Annotated in this window: 10 protein-coding genes; 3 read left to right on the forward strand and 7 right to left on the reverse strand. The window is 61.1% G+C overall.

Annotated features, from left to right (window positions below):
- The first annotated feature begins 205 nt into the window (after positions 1–205).
- Together NA637_RS22600 and NA637_RS22605 are read left to right on the forward strand one after the other, a co-directional pair.
- On the forward strand, positions 206–1,333 hold the full coding sequence (locus NA637_RS22600) for a DUF3182 family protein (protein WP_256074769.1): 1,128 nt from the start codon (positions 206–208) through the stop codon (positions 1,331–1,333).
- Positions 1,317–2,090, forward strand: a complete 774-nt coding sequence (locus tag NA637_RS22605) for an alpha/beta hydrolase family protein (RefSeq protein WP_256074771.1) — start codon at positions 1,317–1,319, stop codon at positions 2,088–2,090. Before NA637_RS22600 ends, NA637_RS22605 begins: the two co-directional genes overlap by 17 nt.
- Here the strand turns inward: NA637_RS22605 and NA637_RS22610 are convergent.
- The 5 genes from NA637_RS22610 to NA637_RS22630 are packed head-to-tail and all read right to left on the reverse strand — an operon-like array spanning position 2,087 to position 7,644.
- Complete coding sequence (locus tag NA637_RS22610) at positions 2,087–3,112, reverse strand: ion transporter (protein WP_256074772.1); 1,026 nt, start codon at positions 3,110–3,112, stop codon at positions 2,087–2,089. The two genes, NA637_RS22605 and NA637_RS22610, sit on opposite strands and share 4 nt — an antisense overlap.
- Positions 3,105–3,689, reverse strand: coding sequence for a cob(I)yrinic acid a,c-diamide adenosyltransferase (locus NA637_RS22615; protein WP_256074774.1), 585 nt, complete (start codon positions 3,687–3,689; stop codon positions 3,105–3,107). The genes NA637_RS22610 and NA637_RS22615 overlap by 8 nt, the downstream gene beginning before the upstream one ends.
- A gap of 14 nt (positions 3,690–3,703) precedes the next feature.
- Positions 3,704–5,719, reverse strand: a complete 2,016-nt coding sequence (locus tag NA637_RS22620; protein WP_256074776.1) for a sensor histidine kinase — start codon at positions 5,717–5,719, stop codon at positions 3,704–3,706.
- A 42-nt stretch (positions 5,720–5,761) separates the two neighbouring features.
- Positions 5,762–6,679 carry a putative 2-dehydropantoate 2-reductase gene (locus tag NA637_RS22625; protein WP_256074777.1) on the reverse strand — a complete coding sequence of 306 codons (918 nt, stop codon included), beginning with the start codon at positions 6,677–6,679 and terminating at the stop codon, positions 5,762–5,764.
- Positions 6,679–7,644, reverse strand: coding sequence for a response regulator (locus tag NA637_RS22630; protein ID WP_256074780.1), 966 nt, complete (start codon positions 7,642–7,644; stop codon positions 6,679–6,681). Before NA637_RS22630 ends, NA637_RS22625 begins: the two co-directional genes overlap by 1 nt.
- A gap of 142 nt (positions 7,645–7,786) precedes the next feature.
- On the opposite strand from NA637_RS22630, the gene NA637_RS22635 reads away from it, so the two are divergent.
- Complete coding sequence (locus NA637_RS22635) at positions 7,787–8,266, forward strand: YajQ family cyclic di-GMP-binding protein (RefSeq protein ID WP_256074781.1); 480 nt, start codon at positions 7,787–7,789, stop codon at positions 8,264–8,266.
- Between the two features lie 146 nt (positions 8,267–8,412).
- Here NA637_RS22635 and NA637_RS22640 read toward each other — a convergent pair whose 3' ends face one another.
- Positions 8,413–10,113, reverse strand: a complete 1,701-nt coding sequence (locus tag NA637_RS22640; protein WP_256074782.1) for an AmpG family muropeptide MFS transporter — start codon at positions 10,111–10,113, stop codon at positions 8,413–8,415.
- A gap of 36 nt (positions 10,114–10,149) precedes the next feature.
- The gene (locus NA637_RS22645) at positions 10,150–10,503 is read right to left on the reverse strand and encodes an MGMT family protein (RefSeq protein WP_256074783.1); all 354 of its coding nucleotides are present in this window, start codon (positions 10,501–10,503) and stop codon (positions 10,150–10,152) included.
- Positions 10,504–10,648 lie beyond the last annotated feature (145 nt).

Genomic DNA, 10,648 nt, shown 5'->3' on the forward strand with positions numbered 1-10,648 from the left:
CGCAGGCCAAGGTCTGTTCCCCTACTCGATTCCGGCTGCTGACGTGCAGACCCCCACGGGCTCCGATTCGAAGGATAGATAGTCGATATCCAAGGTCTACCTTGTTACACCGGATCCGCTTTGGCTCGGGTGGTGACGAGCGAAACGGGCGGTTATCGATCCGCTCGCCGTGCACGTATCAGCAGTCCATGGAGCGAGTCCTCAGATGACCAATGCGGATGCGCCGCAAACGCCCCGCGGGGCAGTGGTGACTCTGGCCAACAGGTCCAGAGACCCCAGACATGAAAAGGCCGTGCATGAGCATCTGGCCAAGCGTCTAGCGGCAATTAAAGGCCTGGCGTTTCTCGGTGAGTACGACCGGTCCATCGAGTATTCGCATCCGCTGTATTTGGTGCCGTCTGGCACCATCATCGGTACAGACGCGGCCCGAGAGCTAGGCCTCGATGATGAGGACGATCTGTTCGGTGGCGTGGTACCGCAGGCATTCATCGAAACCAAGGCCATCACGCATCCACTGGTGCGTCCGGATGCAGATGCGCCAGTTGGTTGGTCTCGTGACTTCGCCACGCGTGTCAGTGGCAGCGTGCTTCCCGGCTATAGCGTCTTTTCGCTCGCAGATGCCCGCGAAGCCGGGCGGCGGCTGTTGCATGAAGGTTCGCTGAGGCTGAAACCAGTGCGAGCCACCGGCGGGAGAGGGCAGGAACGCATCAATACCGGGCAGCAGCTGGATAATGCGCTGGAACACGTTGACGAGAAGGAGTTGGCTCAGTACGGGCTGGTGCTCGAGGCCAACCTGGAGCCCGTGACGACCTTCAGTGTTGGACAAATTCGGGTGGCGGGGAGAACGCTCAGCTACTACGGGACTCAGCGCCTGACGCCCGACAATTCTGGCGAGAGGGTTTACGGCGGATCAGATCTGGTCGTGTCGGACGGTGACTTCGAGGCCTTGCTGAGGCTCGATCTTCCGGAGCAGGCCCGGCTGGCCATTATGCAAGCGCAGGTCTACGACGATGCCGCATCGGCGTGCTTTCGAGGATTTTTCGCGTCCCGTCGTAACTACGACATTGCCCAGGGCGTCGATGGTCGTGGTCGTGCCTGTTCCGGTGTGCTGGAGCAGTCATGGCGCATCGGTGGCGCAAGTGGTGCCGAAATCGCAGCGCTTGAGACGCTCATGCAGGGCCAGAGCGGGGCAGTACGGGCGTCTACCGTTGAGGTTTATGGTGAGTCGCAAGTAGTTCCGTCCGGTGCGACCGTACTGTTCCGCGACGAAGACGCCGAGGTTGGCTTTATCACCAAGTACGTAATGGTGGAGGATTATGGCGACTCAGAGTGAATGCGTAGATATCCCGGTCGACGATGAACATATCGCCGGTACTTTCCTCTCACCGCCAACCAAACTGCCCGGCGTATTGTTCGTGCACGGCTGGGGGGGAAGCCAGGAACGTGACCTGACACGCGCCCGAGGTATAGCGGGGCTGGGCTGCATCTGCCTGTCCTTCGACCTGCGCGGCCATGCCTTGACGCTGGCGCAGCAACAAACCGTTACGCGCGAGCAGAATCTCAATGATCTGTTGGCCGCGTACGATCTGCTGGCGCAACACCCGAACATCGACCCATCGGCGATTGCCGTGGTGGGCACCAGCTACGGCGGCTATCTGGCGGCCTTGCTTACGGCCCTGAGACCCGTGAAGTGGTTGGCCATGCGGGTTCCGGCGCTGTACGGGGACGATGACTGGATGGTGCCCAAGCGCCAGCTGAACCGGGACCTGCTCAACCAACTGCGCGGCCGACGAGTCGTGCCGGAGGAAAACCGTGCACTGGCAGCCTGCGCCGACTTTCGCGGCGACGTGCTGATCGTCGAGTCCGAACACGATCACCTGGTCCCGCACAGCACCATCATGAGTTACCGCGCCGCTTTCCATCAGACGCACTCCCTGACCCACCGGATCATCCTTGGCGCCGATCATGCGCTGACCAGTGATAGCTGCCAGAAGGCCTATACCGACATCCTCGTTAACTGGGCGACGGAAATGGTAGTCGGGGCCCGGCTCGACCAGCAGCAAGGCGTCGCCGCAGCGAACCGCCGCTAACCTGGTGGTGAGGGGGGCTGAATGGGGCTGACAAACCGGCTCCAGTGTCGATCCAGGACCTGCTGTTTCAGGACTTCGATGACATCCACCAGCAGCTCTTCGAGCGCCAGGTCGGTGTTCTCGTCCTGGTAAATCCAGGCCTCGAAAAACTCGTCGGCCAGGTTTCGTGCGAGTCTCTGGAACTGCGGGCTGTGAAGTCCTTCGGCGGCGCCTTGAAGGAGCTGGGCGGCGATATCACTGAGCGCTTCATCCAGGGTATCGGCGACTCGACCCCCCATGGGCAGGCGGCGCAGTCGGATCACCTCCGGGTTGTTCAGCAGGGCCTGGTGAATCAGTCCGCCGACATAGCCTTCGATGGCTCCCCGATTGTCCCGGTAGCCGCTCTCCAACATGCTGTGCATGCGACGGGAAAGGTCGTTGAGCAGCCGTTCCTTGCGCGGTCTGACCACCACTTGCAGCAAGCGGCGGGAAAGGTCGTCGCTGGCTCCGATCTCCTGCTGCATGCGGCTGAACAGGCGAACCATGACGCGATCGGATAGTTCTTCGAGCAACAACAGGTAGTAGCGGTTGACCAGGCCGAACACCGCCCAGCGCCGCATGTCGATCAGGCCCAACCGTTGCAGACGGATCAACAGGCTGCCGACACGCAGTACCCGCAGCCAGCGCAAGCCGCTCAACGGAATGCAACCGAGCACGTCATACCAGTGCGCAAAGGGGTAGTAGTACCAGCGTGCATAGCGGCGTTCGAACAATGCGACGATCCACCCTAGCAGCACGTCGAAGACGAAAATCGCGACGAAGGCGAGGTCGATGTGCTGGAAATTCTGGTGAATCTGCGCGTCGTAGCGTTGATGCAGGGCGGGAGCCCATTCGGCCAGAAGGTCGTTGATCGGCTGCAAAATGAACAGGCTATCGAACAGGATGAGCCCAAGGTTGATGCACACCAGCAGGATGATCAGGACTTCCCAGGCCGCGTGCAGCCCGTCGATCAAGCGCTCGCGCCGCCGCGTTTGCTCAGGCATCGCCAGGCGCACTGGCCGCATGCCAGAGGATTTCAGCGCAGCCCTGACGCCGTGCAATCAGCCGGGCCACTACGAAGAACAGGTCCGACAGGCGATTGAGGTAAGCCAGGCCGACCGCGCGTAGCGGCTCGATTGCATTGAGTTGCTGGCAACGGCGCTCGCTGCTGCGCGCCATGCTTCGGCACAGATGGGCAAGGGCAATCAGTCGTGAGCCGCCCGGCATGATGAAATCTTCCAGCGGGCCCAGCTCCTGATTCCAATGATCGATTGCCGCCTCAAGGCGGGCGACTTCGGTGTCGGTCAGCGCCTGATACTCAGGCATCGCCAGCTCACCACCCAGGTCGAATAGACGATGCTGGCAGGGCCCCAGGACTTCGATCAGTTCGGCCAGGTCTGGCCAGCGCGCCTGGGCTTCGGCCAGCTCGGCCAGCAACAGGCCCAATTGACTGTTAAGGGTGTCGATTTCGCCCATCGCCTCGATTCGCGGATGATCCTTGGGCACTCGGCGGCCGTCGGCCAAGCCGGTTTCTCCGGCATCACCGGTGCGGGTGTAAATCTTCGAGAGTCGGTTGCCCATCTGGATTCCTTGATTCAGCTGTTGTTGGGTTCGGTAGTGGATGTCAGCGGCAGGCGCAGCGTAAAGCAGGTGCCCTGGTCCAGCCTGCTCTGCACTTCCATCTGGCCCTTGTGATTGTTGGTGATGATGAAATACGAAACGGAAAGACCCAGCCCGGTTCCCTGGCCCACCTCCTTGGTAGTGAAAAAGGGCTCGAAGATTCGCTTGCGGATATGTTCAGGAATTCCGCTGCCGTTGTCTTCAACCTGAATTTCGCACCAAGGCGGATTCAGCCGTGTGCGCAGGATGATCTGCCCGCGGCCTCGCTCCGGTTTCTGATGGATAGCCTGGGCGGCGTTTTTCAGCAAGTTCAGCAGCACCTGTTCGAGCTCGTTGGCGATACAGGGGACGCGGTCCACCTGGGGATCGAGGTCTCGGAGAATTTCGATGGAGCGGAAGTCGAAACCGTCCATCAGCGCAAAGTCGTTGCCGGCAATCTCCAACGCCTGGTCAATAAGCACGGCCAGTGGGCACTCCGCCAGTTGCCGGTTGCTCAGGCGACTGAAACTCAGCATGTGGCTGACGATCTTGGCCGCTCGCGATCCGGCTTGCTGAATACCGTCGAGCAGTTGCGGGATCTCCCTTTGCTGCAGGTACAGGTTGACGGCTTCCAGCGAGACCCCGGTATCCAGCGCGACATCACGGTTCCGCTCAAGCTCAGGCGATAGCCGCCGGCGGATGTTCTGCGCATTGTGCAGGATGGCGCCGAGGGGGTTGTTGATCTCGTGTGCCATACCTGCGGCAAGGCTGCCTACCGAGAGCATCTTTTCCGACTGCACCATGATTTCCTCCATGTTGATCCGCTCGGTAATGTCGTCGATGCGGATCACCACGCCCCGACCGCCACCGCCCATCAGGGGGTAGAAGGTCAGCGCATAATGCCGAGGCTCACCATTGAAGGCCCAGGTGACACGTTCGATCTTCTCGACCTGATGGCGCTCTGATGTACGACGGATCTGACTCAGGAACGGCCTTAGCGGCTCGAAGGCGATGAAAACGGGCTGGTTCAGGGCGTCATCGATTGACGTTCCGGATAGCACACTGGCCTGTTGATTCCACTGGGTCACGTAGAGTTGCTCATCAAGCGCAATGAGCACCGAGGGCATCGAGTCGATGATGCTGTTCAGGTAGTTCTGGAAGCCGGTGAGTTTCTTTTCGATCTTGCTGCGAACCTGGACTTCGAGCTCGAGCTTGCGGTTGGAATGACGGGTCTCCTCCGCCAGGCCTTGGGCGTGATCGAAGGCTTCCTGGGCATCGTCTCGGGCACGCTTGAGCTGCTGCTCGCGAGCCTCCATGCGCGACAGCATGGTGTTGAAGGCATCGGCCAAGTGGCCGATTTCGTCCCGGTTTCTCGGTGTCGCCCGCAGCGAATAGTTTTCTTCCCGGGTGACCTGGCGGGACAGGGCTTCGAGGTCACGAATCGGACGGGTGATCAATTGGCGGATCTGTCGTGCAACCAGCGCCCAGAGCAGCAGGCTGGCCAAGAGTATGGCGATACTGGCGGTCAAGGTGCCCGTGTAAAACGCGCCGGGCAGTTCGCTACTGGCGACCATCAACAGATGACCTGGTGGCCCCGCGGCCTGGGGCAGCTCGATCAACAGATTGGCGCGCATCTCGCTCTTCTGCCACGCAGGCAGGTCGCTCACCTGCTGCGGTAAGTCCAGCCGATCGCCACGATACAGTTCAGCCAGGCTGCGCCCCGTGCGGTCATAGACCACAGCCGCCCGCAGTGGCGCATATTCGTTCAGCTTCCCCAGCAGCTCCTCAGCAGCCGCTTTGGATTCCAGGGCACGATGACTCAGCTCGGGAGTTGCCAACAGCTCACCGAGGGTATGCATCGCCTGGGGCGCGACGCTCTGCCGCGATATCCAATAGGCCGCGCTGATAAACGTGAGGTTGGAGACCAGCAGCAAGGCTGCCAGCAGCACGAGCAAAGCGATCAGCAGCTTGCGGCCGACCGGAAGATTTTCAAGGCGCTGGCGCAGGGTCATGGCAGGCACGGGCGAAGGGTGTTTCTGCAGGGTAGCGGGGGCTCAGTCGGCGGGCAATCCGTGACGGCGCAGGAGCGTCTGGAGTCGCTCGAACAGTTCGTTCAGCTCGGGGGTTGCCAGGCTCTGCTGACGTGCGGCCCGGCAAGCCTGCCCAAGCAGAAAGCCGACTTCGGTTCGGCGCCCGCTCCGCACGTCCTGATGCATCGATGAATAGTTTTGCGCGGTCGCCTCGATGATGCGCAACACTTCCGCTTCGAGCCCATCGGCGGCCGCGCGCTGGCCGCATGCCCGCAACACCTCGCTGAGCTCGCTGCAGAGCCGGTGCAGCGGCTCGGGCTGATTCAGTAATTCGCCGTTGCGGCAATCGTTCAGCACGCTAAGCGGGTTGATGGCGCAATTGATCGCCAGCTTGCGCCAGAGTTTGGCCATGATGTCGTCCGCCCAGACGTACGGAATCTCCGCCATGTCCAGCTCGGCAAGCCAGGGCGGTGCTGGGCGATTGACCGGATCGCCGAGCCAGTTCTGGCCCCGGCCGGCATGCACGACTCGAAAGTCGGCCTGACGGTAAGCCCCTTCGGTGCTGGAAACGAAGATGCAGCGGCTCTCCGGCCAGCGTGCCGCAATGGTCTGCTGGCTGCCCAGGCCATTTTGCAGCAGGAGGATTTCCGACTGTTCGGCAAGTCGCGGCGCCAGTTCCGCGACGGCGGCTTCCGCGTCATAGGCTTTGCAGGCGACCAGTAGCCGTTCTATCGGCGTCGTCGCCTCTGGTAGCTCTGCGGGTATTGGATAGACACGGCTCGCACCGTTCTCGATCAGCGCAAGCCCTCCCGCGGCGTGGTACTCGGCAAGCCGTTGGGGATTGCGCAGGATGATGCGCAGCGGCACGCCGGCGCGAAACAGGCGCGTCGCCCACAGCCCGCCCAGGCTGCCGGCACCCAGTACGTGCCAGGTGCCTGCCATCAGGCGGGCTGCTTGTAGCGCATGGGCACGATACGACCCGTGGCGTATGCGTCAGGTAATAACGAGCCGGCCTCTGCGATGATCCGCTGGGGATCGACCGGCAGCGCGCTTGCATCAAGGCTGATCATCGCGATACCGGCCTTGATTGAAACGAAGCCCTGGTCGGTCTTGAACGCCTTGAGGTTGAGCCCTTCATGCAGCCGCTTGAAACTGCTCGGAGAGCACCCGCGCACGTCATCAATCAGCGTCAGCACGCCGAAATGGCGATGGTCCAGGCGAACGAGCACGTCGAGCGGGCGTAGCAGCTGCTGGAGACGCCTCGCGACACTTCGCAGCAGGTCCTGAGGAAACTGTTCACCGTAGCGTTCCCGCTGGCTGGAAACCTCCGGCAAGCCTATCAGCAGAAAGCACAGCGCACCGCCACGGCTTTCGATCTGGCGCACGCTGTCGCCAAGGCGCCGATGCAGGTAACGAGCGTTTCCGAGCCCGGTGATCGGGTCGATCAGGTTGCGCTTTTCCAGGCTGGCGATGGTTTCGGTCAATAGACGGTTTTCGCGCATCAGCCGCTGCAGTGAGCCGCACAGTCGATCGGCGGCAAACACCCTGGGCACGAGCTGGTCGTTCATCACCGACTTGCCGATGAAATCATCCACGCCGTGATCGAAGGCCTTGCTCAGCACGTCCTGGCCGTCGCGGCCGGTCAGGAGAATGATGTAGGTGTAATGATCGGACATCTCGTCCTGCTGGCGGACCTGAGCGGTCAGCTCCAGACCGTCCATTTCCGGCATCAGCCAGTCAGCGAGCAGAACATTGGCGGGGCGTTGTTCGATCAGCTCCAACGCCGCGCTGGCACTGTTGGCGAAACGAATGTCTTCGTACCCGGCCTTGCTGAGCGCGCGACCTATCATCACGCTGGAGAACTTGGCGTCGTCGACCACCAGGATGCTGAGTTGGGGGTTGGGCATTCAGGGGCTCGGAGATGGAGAGGGGCTGCACCAGGAATGGAAAGGCCTGAGCAGCGCGAACAGTTATAATGATGGCGCATTTGAACCGTCAAGCTAAGCGCGCTGGGTCACACCCTTGCGCCGTTTCCACAGGAGGAAGCCCATGCCCTCGTTCGACGTGGTGTCCGAACTCGACAAACACGAGGTAACCAACGCGGTAGATAACGCTGTCAAGGAACTCGACCGGCGCTATGACCTGCGTGGCAAAGGCAGTTTCGAATTCAAGGAACTGACCATCAATCTGACCGCCGACGCAGATTTCCAGTTGGAGCAGATGTTGGAAATCCTCAAGTTGAGCCTGGTCAAACGCAAGATCGATATCCAGTGTCTGGAGTTGAAAGACCCTTATCCATCCGGCAAAACCGTCAAGCAGGAGGTGGTGCTGCGCGAGGGTATCGACAAGGAACTGGCGAAGAAGATCGTAGCGCACATCAAGGAGGCCAAGCTCAAGGTGCAGGCGGCCATCCAAGGCGAGCAGGTACGTGTAACCGGCAAGAAACGCGACGACCTGCAGGAAGCGATCGCTCTGCTGCGTGCCAAGGATTTCGGGATGCCATTGCAATTCAATAACTTCCGCGATTGATCACCCCGCGCTCGTTCGTGCAGCTGGCAGCATTAGCCGAGCGGCGGCTACGGCGCCGATATCAAACGGGCGCCCAAGATCCTGCTGGAGGTGCTGAAGACGAACCTGTGCTGCGCGAAAAAAAGCCGGCAGCAGCCGGCTTTTTCTTAGCTATGTTCGGTCGAGGATATCGGCTCGGCGCCGGTGGATTGCGGGCGACTGCGTGTCCATTGCCAGACAATCAGTACCAGCGTCGGAATGCCGAGCAACGCAGTCACCAGAAAGAAGTGGCTGTAACCGAGATGCTCGACCATCACGCCCGAGTAGCCGCCCAATAGCCTTGGCAATAGCAACATCAACGAGCTGAGCAGGGCGTACTGGGTCGCAGAGAACTTCAGACTGGTCAGGCTCGAAAGATAGGCAACGAATGCGGTCGAGGCCAGCCCGCCGCTGAAGTTGTCGCATGAGATCGTGACGATCAGCATGTTGAGGTTGGCGCCCATTTCCACCAGCAACATGAACATGAGGTTGGTCGCGGCTGATGCCGCACCGCCAATGAACAGAATGGGCAGGATGCTGAAACGCACGATCAGCAAGCCGCCAAACGCAGCGCCAAGCAAGGTCATGATCAAACCGAAAAGCTTGCTGACGCTGGCGATCTGATCCTTGCTGAAGCCCTGGTCGATATAAAAGACATTCGCCATGACCCCCATTACCGTATCGGACATCCGATAGGTGGCGATCAGTCCGAGCAGTAACAGCGCCTGCCAGCGATACCGCAGGATGAAGTCGGTGATGGGCGTCAGCACCGGCCCCATCAGAATCCGCCCCGGTCCGGAGAGGCAGCTCCAGCAGATCAGCAGGTACAGGGTGCCGCGTGGCCAGTAGCCGCCCCAGTAGGACTGGAACATGCCCGTTGTAGACACCATGAGGATGATGAGGATGATTACCGATACGGCCTGATGGACAAAATCGAAGCGTGCCGGGCGCTGGCGTTGGCCAGCCTGTTGAAGCATCTGGCGCACCGGAACCATCAGCGACCATCCCCAGGGTGACAGCGAACCGATGATAAACAGCAGATACAGCGATGCACGTGGCCAGGCCTGGGCGATCAATGCGTTGATCGTTGCGGGAAGGGAAATCAGCAGCACCAGCAGCAGGCCGACCGCAGCCATCTGATGATTGAAGCTGAATCTGGACGGCTCATGAGGCAGCGGCGCGGCGCCTTGGGGTTCGGGAATCAACAGGCTGGTGACAAGGCCCGGAAGGATGAGGAGAGCGAAGGCGATATAGGTCGTGGCCCAGGCGGCCTGGTTGTATTCGATGTTGCTGGAGCCCAGCCACTCGGCTAAAAACAGCGCGCCAGCGCTGGCCAGCAGCATGGCGATGCGATAACCGGTCATGTAGCTCGCGGCCAGCGTGGCCTGCAATTTGTCTTCGGCAATTTCCAGCCGATAGGCATCGATGGCGATGTCTTGCGTGGCCGAGGCGAAAGCCACCGCCACGGCCAGTGCGATCAACATGGTCAGGTTCTGTTGCGGATTGCACATGGCCATGCCGATCAGGCCGATCGCGATGACCGCCTGCGACAGCACCAGCCACGAGCGTCGCCGGCCCAGGCCGCCGATCCAGGGCAACCGCCACTGGTCGAGCATCGGCGACCAGACCCATTTGAATGCGTACGCGAGACTGATCCAGCTGGCAAAACCGATGGTCTCGCGAGACACACCCGCCTCGCGCAACCATACAGAAAGCGTGGAAAAAACCAGGATCGCAGGAAGCCCGGCAGCGAAGCCAAGGATCAGCAGAGTCAGTGAGGCTGGACTGGCATAGGCGGCTAGCGCGGCGCGCCAGGTTTCACGGGACATAAAGGCAAATCAGGGACAGAACATGAAGCGCACACTCTACCCGCTGTGCTCCGCCGAATGCCAGCCGTGCCGACGTATGTCCACGCGGTCGTTGATGATGGTCACCCCCTCGGCGCGCAGCCGCGTGCGCTGTTCATGCCCGGCGGCGCTGCCGGCTGGCAGGCTGATTCGGCCGCCAGCGGCGATCACCCGGTGCCAGGGCAGGCGGGTGCTGTCGGGTAGTTGCGACATCAGCCGGCCGACCCAGCGTGCAGCACGCCCGAGCCCAGCCATCGCGGCCACCTCTCCGTAGCTCACCACCTTGCCTGCCGGGATCTGCGCCATGACCAGGTAGACGGCTGAGCGGCGCGATTCGGCGTCGGCAACGGCCAATGGAGGTTGCTCGATCATGTAATGTTTCCTGTATACGGCGTGCTGTAAGGCGGCGCTGAACTCGCTCCCCGTTCGGCGGTCAGTGCTTGCTGTGACCAAGCGCATAGGGATAATGCCGGCCTTTTTAACCGCTCCTACGCAGAATTTCAGCCCTCTATGTTTT

It is taken from the genome of Stutzerimonas stutzeri, from assembly GCF_024448935.1.
Lineage (GTDB): Bacteria > Pseudomonadota > Gammaproteobacteria > Pseudomonadales > Pseudomonadaceae > Stutzerimonas > Stutzerimonas stutzeri_AO.

Coding starts and splice junctions, on each gene's coding strand:
- NA637_RS22620 (WP_256074776.1), bottom strand. CDS start 5,719: ATGACCCTGCGCCAGCGCCTTGAAAATCTTCCGGTCGGCCGCAAGCTG.
- NA637_RS22635 (WP_256074781.1), top strand. CDS start 7,787: ATGCCCTCGTTCGACGTGGTGTCCGAACTCGACAAACACGAGGTAACC.
- NA637_RS22630 (WP_256074780.1), bottom strand. CDS start 7,644: ATGCCCAACCCCCAACTCAGCATCCTGGTGGTCGACGACGCCAAGTTC.
- NA637_RS22640 (WP_256074782.1), bottom strand. CDS start 10,113: ATGTCCCGTGAAACCTGGCGCGCCGCGCTAGCCGCCTATGCCAGTCCA.
- NA637_RS22625 (WP_256074777.1), bottom strand. CDS start 6,679: ATGGCAGGCACCTGGCACGTACTGGGTGCCGGCAGCCTGGGCGGGCTG.
- NA637_RS22600 (WP_256074769.1), top strand. CDS start 206: ATGACCAATGCGGATGCGCCGCAAACGCCCCGCGGGGCAGTGGTGACT.
- NA637_RS22645 (WP_256074783.1), bottom strand. CDS start 10,503: ATGATCGAGCAACCTCCATTGGCCGTTGCCGACGCCGAATCGCGCCGC.
- NA637_RS22605 (WP_256074771.1), top strand. CDS start 1,317: ATGGCGACTCAGAGTGAATGCGTAGATATCCCGGTCGACGATGAACAT.
- NA637_RS22615 (WP_256074774.1), bottom strand. CDS start 3,689: ATGGGCAACCGACTCTCGAAGATTTACACCCGCACCGGTGATGCCGGA.
- NA637_RS22610 (WP_256074772.1), bottom strand. CDS start 3,112: ATGCCTGAGCAAACGCGGCGGCGCGAGCGCTTGATCGACGGGCTGCAC.